General features: G+C 58.8%; 25 protein-coding genes. 13 read left to right on the top strand and 12 right to left on the bottom strand.

The window, feature by feature from the left end; translation table 11 throughout:
* Positions 1–8: 8 nt before the first annotated feature.
* The 3 genes from GOV38_RS08370 to GOV38_RS08380 all read left to right on the top strand — a co-directional run bounded on the left by GOV38_RS08370 (position 9) and on the right by GOV38_RS08380 (position 4,069).
* On the top strand, positions 9–158 hold the full coding sequence (locus GOV38_RS08370) for a hypothetical protein (protein WP_171100916.1): 150 nt from the start codon (positions 9–11) through the stop codon (positions 156–158).
* A 68-nt stretch (positions 159–226) separates the two neighbouring features.
* Positions 227–1,492 carry a diaminopimelate decarboxylase gene (gene lysA / locus GOV38_RS08375; protein ID WP_171100918.1) on the top strand — a complete coding sequence of 422 codons (1,266 nt, stop codon included), beginning with the start codon at positions 227–229 and terminating at the stop codon, positions 1,490–1,492.
* Between the two features lie 36 nt (positions 1,493–1,528).
* Positions 1,529–4,069, top strand: coding sequence for a TIGR02302 family protein (locus tag GOV38_RS08380; protein ID WP_171208984.1), 2,541 nt, complete (start codon positions 1,529–1,531; stop codon positions 4,067–4,069).
* Positions 4,070–4,078: 9 nt separating this feature from the next.
* On the opposite strand, the gene GOV38_RS08385 is transcribed toward GOV38_RS08380, so the two are convergent.
* On the bottom strand, positions 4,079–4,834 hold the full coding sequence (locus GOV38_RS08385; protein WP_171208983.1) for a zinc-ribbon domain-containing protein: 756 nt from the start codon (positions 4,832–4,834) through the stop codon (positions 4,079–4,081).
* Positions 4,835–5,019: 185 nt separating this feature from the next.
* Here GOV38_RS08385 and GOV38_RS08390 point away from each other — a divergent pair, with 185 nt between their 5' ends.
* From GOV38_RS08390 to GOV38_RS08405, 4 genes are read left to right on the top strand one after another with little or no spacing between them, the layout of a single operon-like run.
* Positions 5,020–5,697: an ATP-binding cassette domain-containing protein gene (locus GOV38_RS08390; RefSeq protein WP_171208982.1), complete on the top strand. Its 678-nt coding sequence runs from the start codon at positions 5,020–5,022 to the stop codon at positions 5,695–5,697.
* Entirely contained in the window at positions 5,694–6,593 is a 900-nt protein-coding gene (locus tag GOV38_RS08395) for an ABC transporter permease (protein WP_171130915.1), read from the top strand. The genes GOV38_RS08390 and GOV38_RS08395 overlap by 4 nt, the downstream gene beginning before the upstream one ends.
* The gene (locus GOV38_RS08400) at positions 6,593–7,333 is read left to right on the top strand and encodes a 1-acyl-sn-glycerol-3-phosphate acyltransferase (protein ID WP_171100929.1); all 741 of its coding nucleotides are present in this window, start codon (positions 6,593–6,595) and stop codon (positions 7,331–7,333) included. The genes GOV38_RS08395 and GOV38_RS08400 overlap by 1 nt, the downstream gene beginning before the upstream one ends.
* Positions 7,320–7,925: a pyridoxamine 5'-phosphate oxidase family protein gene (locus GOV38_RS08405; protein WP_171208981.1), complete on the top strand. Its 606-nt coding sequence runs from the start codon at positions 7,320–7,322 to the stop codon at positions 7,923–7,925. The genes GOV38_RS08400 and GOV38_RS08405 overlap by 14 nt, the downstream gene beginning before the upstream one ends.
* Positions 7,926–7,938: 13 nt before the next feature.
* On the opposite strand, the gene GOV38_RS08410 is transcribed toward GOV38_RS08405, so the two are convergent.
* Positions 7,939–8,532 (bottom strand): NAD(P)H-dependent oxidoreductase, encoded by a 594-nt coding sequence (locus GOV38_RS08410; protein WP_171100933.1) that lies wholly within the window; start codon positions 8,530–8,532, stop codon positions 7,939–7,941.
* A 102-nt stretch (positions 8,533–8,634) separates the two neighbouring features.
* On the opposite strand from GOV38_RS08410, the gene GOV38_RS08415 reads away from it, so the two are divergent.
* Positions 8,635–9,213, top strand: coding sequence for a TetR/AcrR family transcriptional regulator (locus GOV38_RS08415; protein ID WP_171208980.1), 579 nt, complete (start codon positions 8,635–8,637; stop codon positions 9,211–9,213).
* Positions 9,214–9,233: 20 nt separating this feature from the next.
* Here the strand turns inward: GOV38_RS08415 and lpdA are convergent, their stop codons facing one another.
* From lpdA to mdh, 9 genes are all read right to left on the bottom strand, one after another.
* Positions 9,234–10,622: a dihydrolipoyl dehydrogenase gene (lpdA, locus tag GOV38_RS08420; protein ID WP_171208979.1), complete on the bottom strand. Its 1,389-nt coding sequence runs from the start codon at positions 10,620–10,622 to the stop codon at positions 9,234–9,236.
* 103 nt (positions 10,623–10,725) lie between these two features.
* Positions 10,726–10,995 (bottom strand): hypothetical protein, encoded by a 270-nt coding sequence (locus tag GOV38_RS08425; protein WP_171100940.1) that lies wholly within the window; start codon positions 10,993–10,995, stop codon positions 10,726–10,728.
* A 2-nt stretch (positions 10,996–10,997) separates the two neighbouring features.
* Entirely contained in the window at positions 10,998–12,509 is a 1,512-nt protein-coding gene (gene odhB, locus GOV38_RS08430; protein ID WP_171208978.1) for a 2-oxoglutarate dehydrogenase complex dihydrolipoyllysine-residue succinyltransferase, read from the bottom strand.
* 2 nt (positions 12,510–12,511) lie between these two features.
* Entirely contained in the window at positions 12,512–15,469 is a 2,958-nt protein-coding gene (locus GOV38_RS08435; RefSeq protein ID WP_171208977.1) for a 2-oxoglutarate dehydrogenase E1 component, read from the bottom strand.
* A complete protein-coding gene (locus GOV38_RS08440; protein WP_171208976.1) occupies positions 15,466–16,008 on the bottom strand; it encodes a DUF805 domain-containing protein in 543 nt (180 codons plus the stop codon). Before GOV38_RS08440 ends, GOV38_RS08435 begins: the two co-directional genes overlap by 4 nt.
* 491 nt (positions 16,009–16,499) lie before the next feature.
* A complete protein-coding gene (gene sucD / locus GOV38_RS08445; protein ID WP_170462664.1) occupies positions 16,500–17,381 on the bottom strand; it encodes a succinate--CoA ligase subunit alpha in 882 nt (293 codons plus the stop codon).
* A 62-nt stretch (positions 17,382–17,443) separates the two neighbouring features.
* Positions 17,444–17,647, bottom strand: coding sequence for a hypothetical protein (locus tag GOV38_RS08450; RefSeq protein ID WP_171208975.1), 204 nt, complete (start codon positions 17,645–17,647; stop codon positions 17,444–17,446).
* A gap of 35 nt (positions 17,648–17,682) precedes the next feature.
* A complete protein-coding gene (gene sucC, locus GOV38_RS08455) occupies positions 17,683–18,876 on the bottom strand; it encodes an ADP-forming succinate--CoA ligase subunit beta (RefSeq protein WP_171208974.1) in 1,194 nt (397 codons plus the stop codon).
* A gap of 319 nt (positions 18,877–19,195) precedes the next feature.
* A complete protein-coding gene (gene mdh / locus GOV38_RS08460; RefSeq protein WP_171100951.1) occupies positions 19,196–20,158 on the bottom strand; it encodes a malate dehydrogenase in 963 nt (320 codons plus the stop codon).
* 161 nt (positions 20,159–20,319) lie between these two features.
* On the opposite strand from mdh, the gene GOV38_RS08465 reads away from it, so the two are divergent.
* Complete coding sequence (locus GOV38_RS08465; protein WP_171208973.1) at positions 20,320–21,075, top strand: sulfite exporter TauE/SafE family protein; 756 nt, start codon at positions 20,320–20,322, stop codon at positions 21,073–21,075.
* Here the strand turns inward: GOV38_RS08465 and GOV38_RS08470 are convergent.
* Positions 21,072–21,365, bottom strand: a complete 294-nt coding sequence (locus GOV38_RS08470) for a hypothetical protein (protein WP_254430564.1) — start codon at positions 21,363–21,365, stop codon at positions 21,072–21,074. The two genes, GOV38_RS08465 and GOV38_RS08470, sit on opposite strands and share 4 nt — an antisense overlap.
* Before the next feature lie 183 nt (positions 21,366–21,548).
* Here GOV38_RS08470 and GOV38_RS08475 point away from each other — a divergent pair, with 183 nt between their 5' ends.
* The 4 genes from GOV38_RS08475 to GOV38_RS08490 are packed head-to-tail and all read left to right on the top strand — an operon-like array spanning position 21,549 to position 24,214.
* Entirely contained in the window at positions 21,549–22,406 is an 858-nt protein-coding gene (locus GOV38_RS08475; protein WP_171208971.1) for a CoA ester lyase, read from the top strand.
* Positions 22,407–22,412: 6 nt separating this feature from the next.
* Positions 22,413–22,967: an NnrU family protein gene (locus tag GOV38_RS08480; RefSeq protein WP_171208970.1), complete on the top strand. Its 555-nt coding sequence runs from the start codon at positions 22,413–22,415 to the stop codon at positions 22,965–22,967.
* A gap of 12 nt (positions 22,968–22,979) precedes the next feature.
* Positions 22,980–23,186 (top strand): DUF1737 domain-containing protein, encoded by a 207-nt coding sequence (locus GOV38_RS08485; RefSeq protein ID WP_171100961.1) that lies wholly within the window; start codon positions 22,980–22,982, stop codon positions 23,184–23,186.
* Positions 23,186–24,214, top strand: coding sequence for a MaoC family dehydratase (locus tag GOV38_RS08490; RefSeq protein WP_171212982.1), 1,029 nt, complete (start codon positions 23,186–23,188; stop codon positions 24,212–24,214). The genes GOV38_RS08485 and GOV38_RS08490 overlap by 1 nt, the downstream gene beginning before the upstream one ends.
* The last annotated feature ends 45 nt before the right edge of the window (positions 24,215–24,259 follow it).

A 24,259-nucleotide genomic window follows, 5' to 3' on the forward strand; every position in this document is an offset into this window, starting at 1 on the left:
AAGATATCATGAAATTATGGACCCCGTTTCTTCTGCTTGCGGCTTTGGCCGCTTGTGAACCTACGTCTCAGCCGCGCCCCGAGCCGACGCCCGAGCCCAAGTCTTCGGGTATCTCGATCTCGGGATATGGGCGTGTGGGTGGCTCAACGTCCTTTTGACTTTGTTCGGCGTGTAAATCCGCCAGACTCCATTGATCCACAGGCCTTTTTTGGTCTAAGCGCGCTTTATGGATCATTTTCTCTACCGCGACGGCGCGCTTTTCGCCGAGGATGTCCCGATTTCCGAGATCGCAGCCGCGGTCGGAACGCCGTTCTATGTCTATTCGACAGCGACGTTGCAGCGTCATTTCAAGCTGTTTGACGACGCATTGGAAGGCACGGACCACCTTGTCTGCTATGCGATGAAAGCGGCCAGCAATCAGGCGATCCTGAAGACGCTGGCGCAGGTGGGGGCGGGGATGGATGTCGTCTCGGGCGGTGAGTACATGCGTGCCAAGGCGGCTGGTGTGCCCGGCGACAAGATCGTTTTCTCGGGCGTTGGTAAAACGGCAGATGAGATTCGCACGGCGCTGACCGGTGGAATTCGTCAGTTCAACGTGGAATCCGAGCCCGAGATGGAAGTGATCAATGCGGTTGCCCAGGAATTGGGCGTAATCGCGCCGATTACCGTGCGGGTGAATCCTGATGTGGATGCGAAAACCCACGCCAAGATTGCCACGGGTAAATCCGAGAACAAGTTTGGTATTCCGATCTCACGCGCGTCCGAGGTCTATGCCCGCGCGGCCAGCCTTCCGGGACTTGAGGTGATCGGGATCGACGTTCATATCGGGTCGCAATTGACCGATCTGGCCCCGTTCGAGCTGGCCTATAACAAAGTCGCCGATCTGACCGCGCAGTTGCGTGCCGAGGGCCACAATATCCGCCGTTTGGATTTGGGTGGCGGGCTGGGCATTCCCTATACCCGCTCGAACGAGGCACCACCGTTGCCGGTTGAATACGGTGCTATGGTCAAGAAAACGCTTGGACATTTGGGGTGCGAGATCGAGATTGAACCGGGGCGACTGATTGCGGGCAATGCTGGTTTGATGGTCAGCAAGGTGATCTATGTGAAGTCCGGTGAAGGCCGCGATTTTCTGATCATTGACGGGGCTATGAACGATTTGATCCGACCCGCAATGTATGAAGCGCATCACGACATTATTGCGGTTCAGGAACCTGAGGCTGGTGTCGAGCCACAGCCCTATGACATCGTTGGCCCGGTTTGCGAATCCGGTGACACTTTTGCCAAGCAGCGTAATATGCCGCCCTTGCAATCCGGTGATCTGATCGCCTTTCGCAGCGCAGGCGCATATGGCGCGGTAATGTCCAGCGAATACAATACGCGCCCTCTGATCCCCGAAGTTTTGGTGAACGGGGATCAATTTGCCGTAATTCGTGAACGCCCAAGCTTTGACGAAATCATAAACCGCGATACCATACCTACGTGGCTTTGACGCGGTGGTCGCGCGGGCCCAATCAGGAGGCCCGCCTTGCGCGACAACTCGAAGCTGCCCGTTCCTAGACTGTCCTTGTGGCTGACCCACGCGGGTTTGCTGGCCGAGCAGGTTTTGCGCGCCTTCTGGCCGTTCTTCTCGGTACCGATGCTGGTTATGGCCGCTTTGTTGCTGGGCCTGCACGATCTTGTCGCTGTCGAAACCGTTTGGGGCGCCGCCGTGGTGGCGGTTGTCGCATTGGTTGTGACAGCTGTTTACGGGGTCCGGCGCGTTCACATACCGTCCCGGGCCGAAGCTTTGATCCGTTTGGATGAGACATTGCCGGGCCGTCCTATACAGGCGCTGCTGGATGATCAGGCGATTGGTGCGATGGACGCAGATTCCGTTGCCCTGTGGCAGGCCCATCAGGCCCGCATGGCAGCACGCGCAGCCCAGGCCGAACCTGTTTCGCCTGACCTTCGGCTCGCCTCGCGCGACCCGTTTGCCCTACGCTATGCGGCGATGCTGGCCTTGGTAGTGGGTCTGGTGTTCGGATCATTCTGGCGGATTGGGTCCGTGGCCGAGATGGCGCCGGGTACGGCACAGGCCGGGCCGGGAGCGACATGGGAGGGCTGGGTCGAGCCCCCGCGCTATACCGGATTGCCGACGCTCTATCTGGCCGATCAAAGTGGTCCGTCGCTGGTGGTGCCGCAAGGCAGCCGCATCACCTTGCGGTTCTATGGTGAGGTCGGTGCCCATACACTGACCGAGACGACATCACCCACCGGGGCCGAACTGGCGACCGAGCCGGAACAGGATTTTGTGGCCGAAACCTCGGGCCAGTTGAAGATCGAAGGTCCTGCTGCTCAGGAATGGGCGGTTCAGATCGTTGCCGACACTGCTCCGCAGATCGCAGTTTCGGGTCGGGCCGAGGCCGAGGCAGGCGGTCAGATGAAACTGCCCTTTGATGCGGCGGATGATTACGGTGTGATCTCGGGCACGGCCCGGATTGAGCTGGATTTGGACAATGTCGACCGCCGCTATGGTCTGGCCACCGACCCGGAACCGCGCGAGTTGATATCCGTTGACCTGCCGATGCCGATCACCGGAGATCGCAGTGAATTCACCGAAGACCTGATCGAAGATTTCTCGGAACATCCCTGGGCGCATTTGCCGGTCAAGATCACGCTCTCGGCGCAGGACGCTGCAGAGCAGGTGGCGACATCCGAGATCTACCAGACCGATCTGCCCGCACGCAGGTTCTTTGACCCGCTTGCAGCAGCGATCATCGAACAGCGCCGTGACTTGCTGTGGTCCAAGGAAAACGCACTGCGCGTGTCGCAGGTGTTGCGCGCCGTGTCCCATCTGCCCGATGGCGTCTTCCGGTCCGAGACGGCCTATCTGCGCCTGCGCGTGACCCTGCGCCGGCTTGAGGCGTTCGACAAATACGGGTTGAAGGACAAGCAGCAGGAAGAGATTGCACAGGCGCTATGGGACCTGGCGATTCTGATCGAAGATGGCACACTTGCGGATGCGCTGGAACGGATGCGGCGGGCGCAGGAACGCCTGACCGAAGCGATGCAGAACGGGGCAAGCGACGAAGAGATTGCCGAGTTGATGCAGGAGCTGCGCGAGGCCACGCAGGACTATCTGCAACAACTTCAACGCCTGGCGCAGGAAAACGGTGAGGGTGGCGAGCCGCAGCAAGGTCAAAACGGTGAATCGATGCAGATGTCACAAGACGATCTGCAACGCATGATGGATCGCATTCAGGAACTGATGGAACAGGGCCGTATGGCCGAGGCGCAGCAGGCGCTGGAGGAGTTCCAGCAGATGATGGAAAACATGCGCGTCACCCAAGGCCAGGGCCAGGGTGGTCAATCTGAGGGCCAGCAGGCCATGGAAGGACTGGCCGAGACGCTGCGTGAACAGCAGGGGCTCAGTGATCAGGCTTTTCGTGATCTGCAAGAACAGTTCAATCCCGGTGCGCAGGCTGGTGACAGTCAGGGCAATGAAGGGCGCAATGGCGGCTCAGGCCGGGGCGAAAGCCACGAAGGCCAAGGCCAGGGAACGCCTGATGGCGAAGGTGAGGGCCAATCCGGCCAGCAGCAATCGCTGGCGGATCGTCAGCAAGCTTTGCGCAACGAGTTGAGCCGTCAGCAACAGGGCCTGCCCGGTGGTGGTACGCCTGAAGGTGACGCCGCGCGGGATGCGCTGGATCGGGCCGGTCGCGCCATGGATCAGGCCGAAGACGCTTTGCGCGGGGATGATCTGGCCGAAGCGATTGACCGCCAGTCCGAGGCGATGGAAGCGCTGCGGGAAGGTATGCGATCCTTGGGCGAGGCGATGGCTCAGAACCAGCAGAACCAACCGGGACAGGGCACGCAGGAAGGGGAGGCACAAGCCAACAGTCGTGACCCCTTGGGCCGGAATGCTGGCGCCAATGGATCAATCTCGACCGATGAGAATCTGTTGCAGGGCGAAGACGTCTATCGCCGCGCCCGCGAGTTGCTGGACGAAATCCGCCGCCGTACCGGCGATACGGATCGGCCCCAAGTCGAGCTAGACTATCTCAAACGGCTGTTGGAGCGGTTCTGACCCGAAGGGTCAGTTCTGCGCTGCGCCCGCGTCTGATTGCGCTTGCAACCACAAACGGGCCTGATCGACAATGGACACATAAGATTGCAACACGGGATCCGCTTGCGGTACCGCCTCGCTGATCTGGTTGGCGTTGCTGTAGATCAGCAGCAGGATCACACCGATGATGACAATCAGCGCAAAACCCCGCAGAAACCCGTTGGATTTGCGTGCCACCGGTGGCGCGTCGTTCAGATCGCCGACCGTCGCGCTGCGCAGCCCGGAATTGATCGCTTCGACATCTGGCAGCTCTTTTTTCTTGCCGGCATCGCTTGCGGTCTGAGTCGCCGGTGGCCGTTTTGGCGCCACTTTCGCTGGAACCGGTGGGGGATCCAGAGCGAAGTCCGGCTGGCTTTCCAAGCTTCCACCTTCTTTGGCTCGCAACTCCGACTCGCGCGCGGCTTCTTCCTGCAGAATGCTGCTGATTGAAGGGTCCAGATTGCTGGACTTCTTGGTCTCGGGCTTTGCTTCTGCAACCGGTTCGGGTTCTGCCGGAACGTCGGTTGTGGCCTCGGACGCGGCCGGTTCGGCCTCGGGCTCGGGAATAGGCTCGGGCTTTGGGGTCACGACCGTGTCTTCGGCGGCCTCTGGCACCTCTATCTCGTCGCTCTTTCCCTGAAACCACGTTTTTTCACAGTTTGAACACTGCACGTCGCGCCCGCCCTCGGGAATAACCTCGTCAGGGACTTCATATTGGGCACCGCAATTCGGGCATGTAATCCGCATTCTGCCTCCTGGCCCGCCTACTGGCCGGTCATCCTTTTTTCAAAACTTATATTCCGATACGAGGCTACCGCAAAGCGTGTTTTCGATCAGGGGGTGCAACTGTATCCAAAATGGAACCGATGAAGCATTGAAACCGTCGCAACTCTCGGGCAAGACACAGTGCATAAAAGATAAAGGGGACAGCTGTGATCGAGCTGGAAAATCTCAGCTACAGCTATGGTGATGGTGAGTTGCTGAGCGATGTTACGCTGCAATTGCAGCCCGGCTCGTTCCATTTTCTAACGGGGCCCTCCGGCGCTGGTAAAACCACCTTTCTCAAGCTCTGCTACGGCGCGTTGCAGGCAAGCTCTGGGCGACTGTCTGTCTTCGGCGACGATGTCGCCCGGCAGGATCGGGATCAGATGGCCTTGTTGCGTCGAAGGGTCGGCGTAGTGCATCAGGATTGTCGGTTTCTGGACCACCTGACCGTGGCCGAAAACGTGGCCTTACCGCTGATGGTGTCAGGGCGTGCCGCCGAGACGGAAGATGCAAATCTTGGCGAGCTTTTGGATTGGGTTGGCCTTGGCACGCGTCGCGATGCGTACCCGCCCGAGCTGTCGGGTGGTGAACGCCAGCGCGCCGCTTTGGCACGGGCTGTGATCCTGTCACCGGATGTCGTTCTGGCGGATGAGCCGACGGGCAATGTCGACTGGGAAATGTCGCAGCGGTTGCTGCGTCTGTTGGTCGAATTGAACCGGATGGGCAAGACCGTTCTGATCGCCACCCATGACCTCAGCCTGATCCGCGCCGCCAAAAGTCAGGTTCAGGCGCGCGTTCTGCGAATTTCGCAGCATGGGCTGCAACTGGCAGGAGCGGATCTATGATCAAGGATGACCTGCGCGCCCTGCTGCAACGCGACCGCAGCGCCGACCGTGTGGTGCCGCCCACCGGTTATACTGCTCAACTGACCCTGTTCGTCTCTGGCGCGATGGCGTTTCTGGCGGTTTTTGCGCTGGCGCTATCGCTGGCCTCTGGCCGATTGGCCGATCGTTGGGCCTCGGAACTGGCAGGTGCTGCTACACTGCGGATCAACGCGCCGGCAGATCAGCGTGCCGCGCAGACCGAGGCCGCCTTGGCCGTGCTGAGCCAGACGCCAGGCGTGGCGTCTGCCCGTGCCCTGACCACGGAAGAGCAGGTTGCCCTGCTTGCCCCCTGGTTCGGGCCTGATCTGCCGCTTGACAGTTTGCCAGTGCCGCAGCTGATCGAAATCGTCGAGGGAGAGCCGGGCCTGGACGCCACCGGTCTGCGCCTGCGATTGGGTGCAGAGGTGCCGGGTGCCGTGCTGGATGACCATTCCCGTTGGCGTGAACCTTTGGTCGAGGCTGCGGTGTCACTGAGGCGCCTTGGTTGGATCTCGATCCTGCTGATCGGCGGGGCCACCGCGGCGATGATCACGCTTGCGGCCAACGCTTCCCTTGCGGCCAATGCGCAGATCATCGAGGTTTTGCGTCAGATCGGCGCGCGGGACAGGTTCATCGCAGGTGCCTTTGTACGCCGCTTCACCCTGCGCGCTCTGTTTGGGGCTGCGGTTGGGACACTGTTCGGGATGTCCGGTGTTTTGTTGCTGCCCGAGGCCTCGGATGCAGGTGGTTTCCTGACTGGGCTGGGCTTTCAGGGCATCGGATGGCTGCTGCCCGCTCTGATCCCCCTGTTGGGCGCAGCCGTTGCCTTTGTGGCCACATGGGCCGCCGCGCGGCGCAAGTTGAAGGAGCTTTCGTGATGGCCACGGCCTTTCAATGGATCCGGTCACTGATCTTCATGATCGTGATCTATGCCTGGATGCTTATCCTGGGCATCGTCTTTGCGCCCTATGCGCTGTTTGCCAAACAAGGCGCGTTGCGGGCCTGCAAGACCTATGCACGAACAACCATGTGGATGGCGCGCTGGATGGTTGGCATCAGATGCGAAGTGCGCGGCAGTGTTCCAACCGGCGAAGTTGTTGTGGGGGCCAAGCACCAGTCGTTTCTGGACATCATAATGATCTTCAACGCGGTGCCGCATGGCAAGTTCATCATGAAGCGAGAGCTGCTGTGGACACCGATCATCGGTCTTTATGCGAAACGCCTGGGCTGCATCCCCGTCAATCGCGGGCGCAAAGGCGCAGCTGTGGCGAAGATGGTCAAAGATGTGGCCAAAGAGTTCAGCGAGCCCGGGCAGTTGGTGATCTACCCGCAGGGCACGCGGGTCGCGCCGGGCGTAAAGAAGCCATATAAAGTGGGCACGGCGGTGCTGTACGAGGGTCTTGCGTTTCCCTGTATCCCCGTGGCGACCAACGCGGGCGTGTTCTGGCCGCGCACCGGGATCCTGCGCAAACCGGGGCTGGCGATTGTCGATTTTCTTGATCCGATCGAGCCCGGTGTTCCAAAAGACTTATTCCTGAAACGTTTGGAAGAGATGGTCGAGACACGCTCGAACAGTTTGATGCGCGAAGTGGGGTTTGATCCGGATGGAGTTCATTGAAGATATCGAGGCGCTGACCGCTCTTTATGGTGCCCCGGGGGCACCGTCGTTGCGCAAGGTCGTTGATCATCTGACGCCGCTCTATCGTCAGTGGATCATGTCCTCACGGCTGTGCATCCTCAGTACCGTAGGACCGGAAGGCGTTGATGGCAGTCCCAGGGGCGATGATGGCCCGGTTGTTTTGGAACTTGACCCGAAAACGCTGGCCTTGCCGGATTGGCGCGGGAACAACCGGTTGGATAGCCTGCGCAATATAGTCCGCGACCCCAGGGTTTCACTGATGTTTATGGTGCCAGGCTCGAACAATGTTGTGCGCGTGAACGGATCGGCTCGAGTGACCGCGGACGAGGCTTTGCGCGCGCGGTTTGACAAGAACGGAAAACATCCCGCAACGGTCATCGTGATTTCGATCACCGAGATCTACTCGCAATGCGCCCGCGCGTTGATGCGCTCCGGCACCTGGTCCGCAGAGGATGAAAGCGCAAACTTGCCCAGCGTAGGTCAGATGCTGGCCGAAGCCTCATCCGGGGAAGAGGGTGGCGCGCAATATGACAAAGACTGGGGACCGCGCGCCGCCAAGACAATGTGGTAGGTGCCCATAGCTGTCAGACAGCCGCCGCACCGATCTTTGCGACCTTGCTGATCCATCGGTCGACATGTCCGGGCTTGGGATAGCTGGCCCCCGCAAAATAGGTGAACCGTGTGGGTTTGAAGCCGACAAACCCCAGCACCTGATCTCGGACCTGACGGATCAGGGCTTGGCGATACACCAGTCGCATGAACCAACCCGGCGTGTCGGATGTCAGGATAACCCGCGCGGTACGACCCGTCAGAATCGGTGCCGGGAAACCAAGCTTGGTTGTATTGCGCGTGTCAAAAGTGCGCCCCGGAATGAACATGCGGTCGATCAGCCCCTTGAGTTTCGCCGGAAGACCGCCCCACCACATGGGCGTGGTCAGAACCAGATGATCGCTCCACTCAAAGTCCTGCAAGACCTTCTCAAGTGCAGGCTCTAGGGGTTTGAAGTCGTCGTAACTGCCCTGGCCGAAATCTTGGTCGAACTGCAAGTCGCACAAGTGAATCATGCGAACGTCGTGGCCGTTTTGACGTGCGGCGTCTGCGTAGGTTTGCGCGAATGTCCGGGACAAGCTGCTTTCTGCGGGATGACCGTCAAGGATCAGGATCTTTTTACGCGGCATGGTGATTCTCCAAAAAATGACCGTGGTCATTTACTAGAATCCAAAAGTGACCGCGGTCAATATTAAATTTGACCACGGTCAAAAAACATGCAATCTGGGGCAATGCAAAAGACTGTTCAAAAAAGAACGCTCAAGACCCGTGCCCGGCTACTGGATGCGGCGACTGAACTTGTAAGCCAAGGCGGGTACGAGGCTTTACGTGTTGAAGATGTGGTAAAATCTGCGGGAGTCGCCAAAGGTACGTTCTTTGCGCATTTCCAGGACAAAGACGCTTTGATGGCACACCTGATCGGCGAAAAGCTGGCCGCGATCTTTGATCAGGTTGAACAAGATCCTGAGCCTGGTTCAGTTACCGAACTTATTCAAGCCCTGGCTCCGGTGCATGACTTCATGACATCCGAGCGGTACGTGTTCGATCTGTTGATCCGGTATTCAGGAGCCGCGGCTATCACCGAAATTGGGCCTATCGCCCGTTGTTTCGAACGCTATGTCCGTGTCGTGGAGACCTGGCTGAACACGGTCCCTGCACGTCGCGATGTGACGTCGGAATTGCTGGCCGAAGGGGTGCAGGCCTTTGCAATTCAGGCCATGGCACTGACCTTCTGTGCCCTGCACGGGTCAGAGCGCTTTCAGGACAGGTTAGACATCTACCTGAAGGCGTGGTTGACCCCAGCCGCGTGATCGCCGCCGGGGCTTTGGTCTTAGCTGTGGATCGGGCCGTCGCCACAGGCCAAGGCAGCCTCGCGCACGGCCTCGGAATAGGTGGGATGCGCGTGGCAGGTCAGCGCCAGATCTTCGGCGGATGCGCCAAATTCCATGGCCACACACACCTCGTGGATCAGGTCTCCGGCGGCCGGACCGATGATATGCGCACCAAGGATGCGATCCGTTTCCTTGTCAGCCAGGATTTTGACAAACCCGTCTGATGCGAAATTCGCCTTGGCGCGCCCATTGCCCATGAACATGAACTTGCCGACCTTATAGGCGCGGCCCTGCTCTTTCAGCGTGGCTTCGGTTTCGCCCACATTGGCGACCTCGGGCCAGGTGTAGATCACACCGGGAATGACGCCATAGTTCACGTGGCCATGTTTGCCCGCGACCTGCTCAGCGGCGGCCATGCCTTCGTCTTCGGCTTTGTGCGCCAGCATCGGGCCTTCGGTCACATCGCCAATGGCGTAGATGCCGGGCACGTTGGTTTGCCAATCGCTGCCCACTTTGATCTGACCGCGCGGCGTCATCTCGACGCCCAGAGTGTCCAGTCCCAGACCATCGGAGTAAGGCTTGCGCCCGGTAGCGACCAGCACGGTATCGGCATCGATCACATGCTCGCTGTCATCTTTCAGCAGCTTATAGGTGACCTTGGCCTTGGTCTTTGTAGCTTCGGTCTTTTGCACCGCAGCACCCATAACGAAAGTCAGCCCCTGTTTCTTGAGGATCCGTTGGAAGGTCTTTTGCACCTCCGGGTCCATGCCTGGTGTGATCTCTTTGAGGTATTCGATCACCGTGACCTCAGCGCCCAAGCGGCTATAGACAGAGCCCAGTTCCAACCCAATGACACCGGCGCCAATCACCACCATCTTTTTCGGGACTTTGCCCAGCGACAGCGCGCCGGTCGATGTGACAACAACCTTTTCGTCCACCTCGACCCCGGGCAGCGATGCAGGTTCAGAGCCCGAGGCAATGATGATGTTCTTGGTCTCGTGAACCTCGTCCCCCACTTTGACCTGACCCGCAGCAGGGATCGAGCCCCAGCCTTTCAGCCAGTCGATCTTGTTCTTCTTGAACAGAAACTCGATGCCCTTGGTGTTGCCTTCGATGACCTCATCCTTATAGGCCTGCATCTGCTTCCAATCGACCGAGGGGCTTTTGCCCTTCAGGCCCATCTTGGCAAAGTTATGCTCGGCCTCGTGCAATTGATGACTGGCATGCAGCAGCGCCTTGGACGGGATACAGCCGACGTTCAGGCAGGTGCCACCCAGCGTCTCACGCCCTTCGACAACGGCGGTTTTCAGGCCCAGTTGGGCACAGCGGATGGCACAGACATAGCCGCCCGGGCCGGCTCCGATTACGATGACGTCATAATTTGCCATATCTCAGGTCCTTTATGGGTTTTCGGGGAAGGGGGCTTTGCCCCAGGCCCGATCCGGGCGTCCCCCGGAGTATTTTAGAAAAGGTGAGGGGCGGCCCGCTTGCCTAGACAGGCTCCAACACCTTGATTTGAATATGGGCCACACCGCCGCGTTCGTGATGCATCGCCAGTTCTTCGGATTGCAGGAAATTCTCGGCCCGGTTCAGATTGGTGATTTCGAACAGCGCAACCGCGTGGTCTTTTTGCGCGGGGTCCTGCCAGATATGGAGGTCGCGGATCCCCGCGGCCTCTCTCATCTTTTTGTCTTCGCGGAACACTTTCAGCCAGACATCGAAATCCGCCACATCGGCTTGCCACAGAACATGGGTCGCCATGGTCACAGGTCCATCAGCAGGCGGCGTGGATCTTCGAGCGCTTCTTTGACGCGCACAAGGAAGGTGACCGCGCCTTTGCCGTCGACGATCCGGTGGTCGTAGGACAGAGCCAGATACATCATTGGGCGGATCTTGATCTCTCCGTTGATAACCATCGGACGGTCCTGGATCTTGTGCATCCCCAAAATACCCGATTGCGGCGGGTTCAGGATTGGTGAGGACATCAGCGAGCCATAGACACCCCCGTTTGAGATGGTGAAGGTACCGCCCTGCATCTCGGCCATCGACAGCTTGCCGTCGCGCGCGCGTTTGCCTTTTTCGGCGATGGCCTTTTCGATTGCAGCAAAGGACATGCTATCTGCATCACGGATCACCGGAACCACCAGCCCTTGTGGCGTACCGGCGGCCACGCCCATATGCACGAAGTTCTTGTAGACGATGTCGTTGCCATCGATCTCGGCATTCACTTCGGGCACTTCTTTCAGCGCGTGACAGCAGGCCTTGGTAAAGAAGGACATAAAGCCCAGACGCACACCGTGTTTCTTTTCGAACTGGTCTTTGTACTGGTTGCGCAGCGCCATTACCTCGGTCATGTCCACCTCATTGTAGGTGGTCAGGATCGCGGCAGTGTTCTGCGCGTCTTTCAGGCGCTTGGCGATGGTCTGGCGCAGACGGGTCATGCGGACCCGTTCCTCGCGCGAGGCATCTTCGGCGGCAACTGGCGCACGTGGCGCCTGGGCCGCAGGGGCAGGGGTTGCTGCAGGTGCCGGGGCCGCTGCTGCGGCGACGGCTTTGGCCACATCTTCTTTCATGATGCGGCCATCGCGCCCGGTGCCGGTGACCTGATCCGCTGACAGCCCGGCCTCGGCCATGGCTTTTTCAGCGGACGGAGCGTTGGCTACGTCTTTGCCTGTGCTTGCCGCAGCCGGTGCTGCGGCGGCTGCCGCAGGTGCAGGGGCTGCCCCGGTCGCCGAGCCAGAGATCACCGCCAGCTTGGCTGTAGCGTCCACAGTCGTACCCTCGGGGGCCGTGATTTCGGCCAGAACGCCCGCGGCGGGGGCCGGAACTTCGACCGAAACCTTGTCTGTTTCAAGCTCGCACAGCATCTCATCCTGCGCGACACTGTCGCCGACCTGTTTGAACCAAGTGGAAACGGTCGCTTCGGTCACAGATTCACCCAGAGTGGGCACCATGACATCGACTGAACCGCCTGAGGCAGCCGGGGCTGCTGCCGGGGCTTCAGCAGCTGGGGCGGCGGGCGCGGGTGCTGCACCTTCGCCGGCGGCAATTGTCGCCAGCAGTGCATCCACACCAACGGTTTCGCCTTCGGCAGCGACGATTTCGCCCATCACGCCAGCGGCGGGTGAGGGGACCTCGACCGTTACCTTGTCGGTTTCCAGCTCACACAGCATTTCATCCACGGCGACCGCATCGCCGGGTTTCTTGAACCAGGTTGCAACCGTCGCCTCGGTGACCGACTCGCCCAAAGTGGGAACACGAACTTCAATGGACATCATTACTTTCCTTCAATGCTCAGCGCTTCGTTCACCAGCGCTTCTTGTTGGGCTTTGTGTTGGCTGGCCAGACCCGTGGCGGGCGAGGCCGAGGTTGCGCGTCCGGCATAGACCGGGCGAGTGTGTTTAGCCCCGATACGGGTCAGGACCCATTCGATATTGGGCTCGATAAAGGTCCACGCGCCCTGGTTCTTGGGCTCTTCCTGACACCAGACCATCTCGGCCCCTTTGAACCGCTCAAGTTCGTTGATCAGGGAATGTGCCGGGAACGGATAGTATTGCTCGATCCGCAGTAGATAGACGTCATCAATTCCGCGCGCGTCGCGCTCTTCCAGCAGATCGTAGTAGACCTTGCCCGAGCACAGAACGACCCGTTTGATCTTGTCGTCGGCCACCAGTTTGGTGTCAGAGTTGCCGTGCTGAGCGTCATCCCACAACACCCGGTGGAAGCTGGACCCGGTGGTGAACTGATCAGCTGTGCTGACCGCGAGCTTATGGCGCAGCAACGATTTCGGTGTGACCATGATCAGCGGCTTACGGAATGTGCGGTGCAACTGACGGCGCAGGATGTGGAAATAGTTCGCAGGCGTCGTACAGTTCGCCACGATCCAGTTGTCCTGACCGCACATCTGCAGGAACCGCTCCAGCCGCGCAGATGAGTGTTCGGGGCCCTGGCCTTCGAACCCGTGTGGCAGCAGCGTGACCAGACCGGACATCCGCAGCCATTTGCTTTCGCCCGAGCTGATGAACTGATCGAACATGATCTGCGCGCCGTTGGCGAAGTCACCAAACTGCGCTTCCCACAGGGTCAGGGCGTTGGGTTCGGCCAATGAGTAACCATACTCAAAGCCCAGAACGGCATATTCGCTGAGCATCGAGTCGATCACTTCGTAGTGCGATTGGCCGGGGCGGATATTGTTCAGCGGATAATAACGCTCCTCTGTTTCCTGATGCACAAAGCCTGAATGGCGCTGGCTGAACGTCCCGCGCGTGGCGTCCTGCCCCGACAGACGTACCGGATAGCCCTCTGTCAGTAGCGAGCCAAAGGCCAGCGCTTCGCCGGTGGCCCAATCAAACCCGGTGCCGGTTTCGAACATCTTCTTTTTGTGCTCAAGCAGGCGGCCAACGGTCTTGTGCAGCGCAAAGCCGTCAGGCGCGCGGGTCAGAGCGTTGCCGACTTCGGCAAGCGTCTCGGGCGAGATCGCGGTTTCACCGCGGACGTATTCGTCCTTGTTCTTGTCCAGATGTGACCAGCGACCATCCAGCCAATCGGCCTTGTTCGGCTTATAGTCTTTGCCTGCCTCAAACTCATCATTCAGATGCGCCTGGAACGCGGCTTTCATATCCTCGATCTCGCCTTCGGGGATCAGGCCATCCTTGACCAGCCGTTCGGTATACAAGGACAGCGTGGTCTTATGCGTCTTGATCCGCTTGTACATGACCGGGTTGGTGAACATGGGCTCGTCGCCCTCGTTGTGACCAAAGCGGCGATAGCAGAAGATGTCGATCACCACGTCCTTGTGGAACTTCTGACGGAACTCGGTTGCCACTTTCGCCGCATGAACCACAGCCTCGGGATCATCGCCATTAACGTGGAAGATCGGCGCCTCGACCATCAGCGCGATATCCGTTGGGTACGGGCTCGAGCGTGAAAAGTGCGGTGCAGTGGTAAAGCCGATCTGGTTGTTCACCACGATATGCATCGTGCCGCCGGTTTTATGCCCGCGCAGTCCCGAAAGGCCAAAGCCTTCGGCCACCACACCCTGACCCGCAAAGGCCGCATCGCCGTGCAGCAGGATGCCCATCACACGCGTGCGGTCGGTGTCGTTCAACTGATCCTGCTTGGCACGGACCTTACCCAGCACCACCGGGTTCACCGCCTCAAGGTGCGAGGGGTTGGCGGTCAGCGACAGGTGGACACTGTTGCCATCAAACTCGCGGTCGCTGGACGCGCCCAGGTGATACTTCACATCGCCCGAGCCATCGACGTCTTCGGGTTTGAAGCTGCCACCCTGAAACTCGTTGAAAATCGCGCGGTATGGCTTGCCCATCACGTTAGCCAGAATATTCAGACGCCCCCGGTGCGGCATCCCGATAACGATGTCGCTCAGCCCCAGCGCACCGCCACGCTTGATGATCTGCTCCATCGCCGGGATCAGCGCTTCACCGCCATCGAGACCGAACCGCTTGGTGCCCATGTATTTGACATGCAGGAACTTCTCGAATCCCTCAGCCTCGACCATCTTGTTCAGGATTGCCTTGCGGCCTTCCTTGGTGAAGGCGATTTCCTTGCCATAGCCCTCGATCCGCTCTTTCAGCCAGGCGGCCTCTTCGGGGTTCGAGATATGCATGTATTGAAGCGCGAAAGTGCCGCAATAGGTCCGCTTTACGATCTCGACGATCTGCCGCATCGAGGCGACCTGAAGGCCCAAAACGTTGTCGATAAAGATCGGACGATCCATATCCGCTTCGGTGAACCCATAGGTTTTCGGATCCAGCTCGGGGTGAGTGCTGGCCGCACGCATCCCCAACGGGTCCAGATCGGCGGCCAGATGGCCCCGGATCCGATAGGCCCGGATCAGCATCAGCGCGCGCAGACTGTCCAGAACCGCGCGTTTGATCTGATCGTCGCTGACCTCAACACCCTTGTCCGCGGCTTTGTCCTTGATCTTTTTGCCCGCTGCCTTGGCGTCGATCTCGGCCCATTCCCCGGTCAGCGCGCCCGTCAGGTCATCGGCGGGCATTGGCGGCCAGTCGGTCCGCGCCCAGGACGGGCCTTCAGCCTCGCGCTGCACATCTGGCGTGGCATCGCCCATCGCCTTGAAGAACTCGGCCCAGGCCGCATCTACCGCGCCCGGGTTCTTGGTGTACTGGGCGTAAAGCTGCTCCAGATATTCGGCATTGTGGCCTTGCATGAAGCTAGAGGCATGAAAGGCAGTGTTGGGCGTATGTTCGGTCATGGGAGTACCTCATATGGGTTGGGACCGTATTTATTGGGGCCTGGCTGACTGGGGCGGGTCAGCCACCACAGAACCAGAAGGGGCGACACAAAAAGGACGATCAGTGTCGGAATGACGATCAGCAACGTGGCGCGCGTGAACAGGATGTCCAGGCTGCCGCCGTGCTGGAAACTTGAGGCAAGGCCGATGCCGAAAATCAAGACTGCAAAGGCCCCGAGGATCAACAGGATCGGCAGAAGGGCAAAAAGCCCGCTGCGCCCTGTATCATGCATCCGCCGCCACGCGACGGCCAGATGCGGGAAAAAGACGATCAGGCCAACGATGGATTGCACCGGTTGGCTGGACGTGGCCGTAACGCTTGTGCTGCTGTCGGTTTGCGAGGTCGAAACCTGCGTGAAAAACTGCCAGTCGATGATCCCGGCGATGATGTTCCAGATAAAGATGAACAGGAAAAAGAACCAATATTCGGGTCGCGAGGCACGACCCGAGAAGGTGAAGAACTTAGAGAAACAGGTGCGGATGGCGTCTGAGAAGGTCATAATCGGGCTCTTAACTCTCACCTGGGGCGCAGGAGAAGAAAACTCTATAACTCGTGTTAGAGCGAGGAAGCAGTTTCATAACGCTTTCGTCGCGACCCATTTGTTTACACAGGCTTCCAACTCGTTGAACGATGTTCTCTACTTTTGGGCTATCTATCGCATCAAAACGAAATTGGTACCTACCCTTCCGCTTAAACACCTTTGACATGTTATCAGCAGGTTCGACGCGAACGTAGCTACAATCTTTCATTTTGTGGAGCTGGCCTTCTGAATCCCAAAGAAAGAAGACCTCCTTGCATTCTTGAGCCTCGACTGCAGTGATATTTAGGGCGAACAAAAAAGCCACGACTGAAAACAAGCGTTGGCTTCTCTTCCGATTGCCAAATTTGGGGGCACTGCCCACAGGTGAACGGGCTGTTGAAGGCGAGTGTTTATCACCCGCCTTCGTGCAGAACACTGCCCTCAATTGAGAGATCAGCGTCCGCTGCATTTTACCCAATCGCTTCCAGCACAGCCTCACCCAGTGTCGCCGGGCTTTCGGCCACCACGATACCAGCTGAGCGCATGGCTTCGATCTTGTCCTCTGCACCGCCTTTGCCACCAGCGACAATCGCGCCCGCGTGGCCCATGCGGCGGCCCGGAGGGGCGGTGCGGCCTGCGATGAATCCGGCGACCGGCTTTTTGCGGCCCTTCTTGGCTTCATCCGCCAGGAACTGCGCGGCTTCTTCCTCTGCCGAGCCACCAATCTCACCGATCATGATGATCGAGTGGGTTTCGTCATCGGCCAGGAACCATTCCAGCACGTCGATATGCTCGGTGCCTTTGATCGGGTCGCCGCCGATACCCACGCAGGTGGATTGGCCCAGACCCACATCGGTGGTCTGCTTGACGGCCTCATAGGTCAGCGTGCCCGAACGCGACACAACACCGACCGAGCCGCGTTTGTGGATGTGGCCGGGCATGATGCCGATCTTGCAGGCGTCGGGCGTGATGACACCGGGGCAGTTCGGCCCGATCAGGCGCGACTTGCTGCCTTCCAGCGCGCGTTTCACCTTCATCATATCCAGAACCGGGATGCCTTCGGTGATCGCTACGATCACCTCCATCTCGGCATCAATTGCCTCTAGGATCGAGTCTGCCGCGAAAGGAGGCGGCACATAGATCACCGAGGCATTGGCCTCGGTCACATGCTTGGCCTCGTGAACCGAGTTGAACACGGGCAGGTCAAGATGGGTCATCCCGCCTTTGCCGGGGGTCACACCGCCGACCATCTTGGTGCCATAGGCGATGGCCTGTTCCGAGTGGAATGTGCCCTGCGAGCCGGTAAAGCCCTGACAGATCACTTTGGTATTTTCGTCGATGAGGACTGCCATTTTGGGGCGTCTCCTTACAAATTGTCGTTTCACTCGCCATACGGCGGGTTCAGTACATTAGGCTAGGTGGCTTCTTGTTGAGCATCGATGGTCCAAGTGAACTCACCGTCGTCGCAAGATACCGGGCGGCCTGTGGCGGTCGATTGTTTGCTCATCGCATCCACGTCCGGGCCTTCAGGGCAGTCGAACACAATTGGATCGCGCGAAAAATTAGCTTCCGTGCTAACCGCATTGCCTTTGCCGGCTTCTTCGGCGCAGCTTGCCATTGTCAAAAAGCTCAGAACCAAGACTGGCCTTACCATCAACCCTTAACCGCCTTCACGATCTTCTCGGCACCGTCTTTCAGGTTGTCCGCTGCGATCACGTCGAGGCCAGAGGTGTTGATGATCTCTTTGCCTTTCTCGACATTCGTGCCTTCTAGACGCACGACCAGAGGCACTTTCAGGCCGACCTCTTTCACGGCGGCGACAACGCCCTCGGCGATGACGTCACAGCGCATGATGCCGCCGAAGATGTTGACCAGGATGCCTTTGACGTTTTCGTCCGAGGTGATGATCTTAAACGCTTCGGTTACTTTCTCTTTGGTCGCACCACCACCGACGTCGAGGAAGTTGGCAGGCTCGGCTCCGTAAAGCTTAATGATGTCCATCGTCGCCATCGCCAGACCGGCGCCATTGACCATGCACCCGATCTCACCATCCAGAGCGATATAGTTCAGGTCGTATTTCGAGGCTTCCAACTCTTTGGGGTCTTCTTCGGTCTCGTCGCGCAGTTCGGCGATGTCAGGGTGGCGGTAGACCGCGTTGCCGTCGAAACCGACCTTGGCATCCAGCACCTTGAGGTCACCGCTGTCCGAGACGATCAGCGGGTTGATTTCCAGCATCTCCATGTCTTTTTCGACAAAGGCTGTATAAAGCTGGCTCATCAGCTTGACGCATTGTTTGATCTGTGCGCCCTGCAGGCCCAAGGAAAAGGCAATGCGGCGACCGTGATAGGGTTGATACCCTGTGGCCGGATCAACCGAGAAGGACAGGATTTTCTCGGGCGTGGCAGCAGCCACCTCTTCGATGTCCATGCCGCCTTCGGTCGAGCAGACGAACGAGATGCGGCTGGTCTGACGATCGACCAGCAGGGCCAGATAAAGCTCGCGCTCGATGCCAGAACCGGCTTCGATATAGATGCGGTTGACCTGCTTGCCTGCGGGGCCGGTCTGATGCGTGACCAGCGTCCGGCCCAGCATCTTTTTGGCTTCTTCGGCGGCTTCTTCCACCGATTTGGTCAGACGGACACCGCCCTTTTCACCTGCGTCAGCCTCTTTGAATGAGCCTTTCCCGCGTCCGCCCGCATGGATCTGTGCTTTGACAACCCACAAGGGTCCATCCAACTCACCGGCTGCGGTTTTGGCTTCCTCGGCGCGCAGAACGGCGCGACCGTCGGAGACCGGAGCGCCATAGCTGCGAAGAAGCGCTTTGGCCTGATATTCGTGAATGTTCATCGAATTTGTCCCGTCTGACTGTAATTCCCCTGTTATAGGGGTGTCTAGCGGGCAAGGTTAAAGGCTTTTTTGACGTTGAAGAGCTTTTTCACGAAGATTTTCACTATTTGTGATCACAGCATTTTGGGGTGTGATCACAAATTTAGCTGCGTAGGTTGAGCTTGATTCGATTCACCACGCGGAACCAGGAAAACAGTTTCGAAAAAGGTGTTTGCGGGGTTTGCTCCAACAGGCGACTAGCCCACAATTTTGAGACCGAAGGTCTTTGATTGAGCACCGGCCCATGTTGAGAGCCGGTGTTCTGAGTGTCAAACTGACCTTATGCCAGCGAGCTGTCGATGCCCTTGCAGGCCTCGATCAGGCCTTTGACCGCATTGACCGAGTTGTCGAAACCAGCTTGCTCCTCTTCGTTGAGCTTGATGTTGACCACACGCTCGACACCACCAGCGCCGATCACTGTGGGGACGCCCACATACATGCCTTTGACACCCAACTCGCCGTCGCAATAGGCAGCGCAGGGCAGGACGCGTTTTTGGTCTTTCAGATAGGCCTCGGCCATTTCGATGGCCGATGTCGCGGGCGCATAGAAGGCCGAGCCGGTTTTCAGCAGGCCAACGATCTCGGCACCGCCGTCGCGGGTGCGTTGAACGATTGCGTCCAGTTTCTCCTGCGTGGTCCAGCCCATCTCGACCAGATCGGGCAGAGGGATGCCGGCCACGGTAGAATAGCGCACCGATGGAACCATGGTGTCACCGTGACCACCCAGAACAAAGGCGGTGACGTCGCGCATGGACACGTTGAACTCTTCCGACAGGAAATGAGCGAAACGGCCCGAGTCAAGAACGCCAGCCATGCCGCAGACCTTGTTGTGGGGCAGGCCCGAGAATTCGCGCAGGGCCCAAACCATCGCGTCCAGCGGGTTGGTGATGCAGATGACAAATGCATCGGGCGCGTTGGCGGCGATGCCTTCGCCCACCGACTTCATGACCTTGAGGTTGATGCCCAGCAAATCGTCACGGCTCATACCGGGTTTGCGCGGAACACCTGCGGTGACGATGCAGACGTCGGCGCCTGCGATATCCTCGTAGGACTGGGTGCCTTTGAGCTTGGCGTCGAAACCTTCCGACGGGCCGGATTCGGCGATATCCAGCGCCTTGCCTTCCGGGGTGCCTTCGGCGATGTCGAACAGGACAACATCACCCAGTTCTTTCATTGCTGCGAGGTGGGCGAGCGTACCGCCGATCTGACCTGCGCCGATCAGCGCGATCTTGGGTCTGGCCATTTGGAATATCTCCGATGGGTTTTGAAATCGCGGTTTTGCTAGTCGTAAATGCGGCGTCGTGCAAGTGTTCTGCGGCGCGGCATGCCACCGCATACTGTTTGCGCGCCCCTGGCCGGTTGCGCTAAACCGCCTGTGACTCATGTCTATTTCCGGGAAATAAAATGTTCGAGATGAACCTGATGTTTTTTGCCGTAGCGATCCCGGCGGTGATCTTTGCGGGCATCTCGAAGGGTGGGTTCGGCTCGGGTGTTGCCTTTGCGTCCTCATCGATTCTGGCGCTGATCCTGACACCGGGGCAGGCGTTGGCGTTGATGCTGCCGATCCTCATGGTGATTGATGTGGCCACTTTGGGCCCCTATTGGAGGCGCTGGAGCTGGCGAGATTCGTGGCTTCTGATCCTGGGCGCAGTACCGGGTGTCGCATTGGGCGCATGGCTGTATCGCGCCACAGATGATGATCTGTTGCGTTTGCTGATCGGAGCGATTTCGGTCGGATTTGTGATCTGGCACATCGCGCAGAGCAAAGGCTGGATCCGAGGATTTGCCCATCGTTTACCACCTATTGCCGGGGTGGTTGCCGGGCTTGTGGCGGGCTTCACCAGCTTTGTCAGTCACGCTGGTGGTCCACCCGCCGCTGTGTATCTGCTGTCGCAGCGCCTGTCGAAGACCGAGTTTCAGGCCTCAACAGTTCTTGTCTTCTGGGTTATCAACATCGCGAAGTTCATACCCTATGCCTATTTGGGCCTGTTCACCTGGCACACGGCCTTGGCCGACCTGTTGCTGACCCCCTTCGCGATTTTTGGGGCCTGGCTGGGCGTTCGGGCGCACGTAATGATGTCCGAACGCCTGTTCTTTGGGATCACCTATGTCTTGCTGACCATCACAGGCAGCAAGCTGATTTGGGACGCGTTGACCTAGGTGTTGGGTGGAAGCGCTTCGGTCAGAGGTTCATAGCTTTCACCAGACGCAATCAGGCGGGTCCGGCCATCGGGAAGAGTCACGGTAATGGTCCAACTACCGCTCGTGCTGGAGGCAAAGACCTCCATCACCGCGCCTTGCCGGGCAAGGCCAAGACCCCGGCGCGTCTCTCCGTAGTTTTCTTCCAGTTGCTGCACCACATCAGCACGCGGTGCACATTGGCGAGGTTGTGCATTCAATTGCTGGGCGGTCATTACCAACAACCCCATCCCCATAGTCGCTTTCATCATCTTGTTCATTTGAATCCCCAAATAACCCGTGTCGTTAACCTGAAGAGAGGACGCCTAAATCGGGTTAAACCAACGCGCGTTGCGCTCTTGGAAACAGCAATTGCTGCGCCGCGGCGATTTTGGGCTTGAACTAAATTGAAAAAAATGGCTCATTCCGCGCAACAATATTTCAAGGAGAACGCCATGGATCCTCGTCAGCGCCCCTATCGGTCGGTTCTTTATATCCCTGGCTCGAAAGAGCGCGCGTTGGACAAGGCGCGGTCGTTGCCGGTGGATGCGATCATCTTTGACCTTGAGGATGCTGTGGCAGCCGACGAAAAAGAGAACGCGCGCGAGACACTGAAACAAGCGCTGTCGGTCGGGGGATATGGCGCACGTGTCAAAATCGTGCGAATCAACGGGCTGGACACGCCTTGGGGGCAGGCGGATGCCCAAGCGGTGCGCGATATGGATGCCGATGTGGTGTTGTTGCCCAAGGTGAATGCGGCGTCAGATGTTGACGCATTGGCCGCGATCACCGGGGATTTGCCGATCTGGGCGATGATGGAGACGCCGCGTGGCATGTTGAGCGCGGCCGAAATCGCAGCGCACCCGCTGATGGCGGGCTTTGTCATGGGCACAAATGATCTGGCCAAAGAGCTTCAGACCCGGTTCCGTCCAGATCGCCTACCCTTGATGACCTCGCTGGGCCTGTGCCTGCTGGCAGCCAAGGCCGAAGGGCTAATCATTGTTGATGGGGTCTATAACGCATTCAAAGACACCGAAGGGCTGGCCGCGGAATGTGCGCAGGGGCGCGATATGGGGTTTGACGGCAAAACTCTGATCCACCCGGCGCAGATTGAGGTGACCAATGCAGCCTTCGCGCCGTCCGAGGCCGAGATCGATCTGGCGCGTCGGCAAATCGTGGCGTTTGAGGAAACCGAAGCCCAAGGACAGGGGGTTGCGGTTGTGGACGGCAAGATCGTCGAAAACCTGCACGTTGTAACTGCACGCGAAATTCTGGCAAAAGCAGAGGCGATATTAGCTTTGCAAGCGGGGTAAGCCAGCATGGGCTTTCTACTTCTGATTCTGGGTGTGGCGCTGTGGTGGGCGGCGCATTTGTTCAAACGTGTGATGCCGGACCAGCGCGCGTCGATGGGGAATGCGGGCAAAGGCGCGGTGGCGCTTGCGCTGGTCGTGTCGATTCTGCTGATGATCTTTGGCTATCGGATGACCGATTTCATCCATGTCTGGGCACCACCGACCTTCATGGTGCATATCAACAATCTGCTGGTTCTGATTGCGATCTTTCTGATGAGCCCTGCAGGCACCAAGGGGCGGCTATTGAACGGTGTGCGCCACCCGATGTTGGGCGGGTTCAAGCTTTGGGCCTTTGCGCATCTGCTGGTGAATGGTGATCTGGCGTCGATCATCCTGTTCGGCGGATTGCTGGCCTGGGCGGTGGTCGAGGTCATCGTGATCAACAAGTCCGAACCCGAATGGACCCCATCCGAGCCTGGCACTTATGGCAAAGATGCGATGTTCTTTGTCGCGTCGATCGTTCTGCTGGGCGTCATTGGATATATTCACGGGCTGGTCGGCCCATCCCCCTTTACCTCGTAAGGAATTGAACTCATGGCAAAACTCTACCGCCTATTGACGTCCGAGGATTCCTCGGCCTTCTGCCACAAGGTCTCGGACGCGTTGGCCAAGGGCTGGGACTTGCACGGCTCGCCCGCTTACGCCTTTGATCCCGCGACCAGCCAGATGCGCTGTGCGCAGGCGGTCACAAAAGAGATTGAGGGCGACTATGAGCCGGATATGAAACTGGGGCAGCAATAATGGCCAAAACCAACCCGGGCCGGTTCTTTGAGGATTATGAAGTGGGGCAAGTGTTGCACCACGCCGTGCCGCGCACTGTGACCACAGGAGAGCGCGCTTTGTACCACGCGCTCTATCCCGCGCGTCACGCGCTCTATTCCTCGGACACGTTTGCGCAGGCCAGTGGTTTGCCACAAAGCCCGGTTGATGATCTGGCGGCCTTTCATGTGGTGTTTGGCAAGACCGTGCCGGATGTCTCATTGAACGCGGTTGCCAATCTTGGCTATGCCGAGGGGCGTTGGTTGAAGCCGGTTTATCCGGGTGACACGCTGCGTTCGGTTTCTGAGGTGATCGGGGTCAAGCAGAATTCGAACGGAAAAACGGGTGTGGTGTGGGTTCGGACCAAAGGGCTGAACCAGCGGGATGAGGTTGTGCTCGACTATGTCCGATGGGTCATGGTTCGTAAGTCGAACCTGGATACTCCAGCGCCAGATACCGTCGTGCCGGATTTGAAACAGGCGCTGTCCATCGATGATCTGGTGATCCCGCAGGGGTTGGATTTTTCGGACTATGATTTCGCCCTGGCTGGCGAACCCCATCGTTGGGGCGACTATGAGGTCGGCGAGACCATCGATCACGTGGATGGTGTCACCGTGGAAGAGGCCGAACATATGTTGGCCACGCGCCTGTGGCAGAATACGGCCAAGGTGCATTTCGACCTGACGTTCCGGCCCGAGGGTCGGTTGATCTATGGCGGGCATGTGATCTCGATGGCGCGGGCTTTGTCGTTCAACGGGCTCGCCAATGCGCAGATGATCGTCGGATTGAACGGTGGTGCCCATGCCAACCCCTGTTTCGCCGGCGATACGATCAAGGCGTGGTCCGAGGTTCTGGATAAGGCAGAAACTGGCGTTCCTGGCGTGGGGGCCCTGCGCCTGCGGCTTGTGGCCACCAAAGGCGGTGCACCGTTTGAACTGCGCGGGCCGGAGGGAAAGTACAAAGCCGATGTGCTGCTGGATCTGGACTATTGGGCGTTGATGCCAATCTGACGGTGATGTGATCGCCTGCGGGCAAAACCGTGCTAGCTTGGCGCA

The organism is Ruegeria sp. HKCCA5839, assembly GCF_013035585.1.
Classification (GTDB): domain Bacteria; phylum Pseudomonadota; class Alphaproteobacteria; order Rhodobacterales; family Rhodobacteraceae; genus Ruegeria.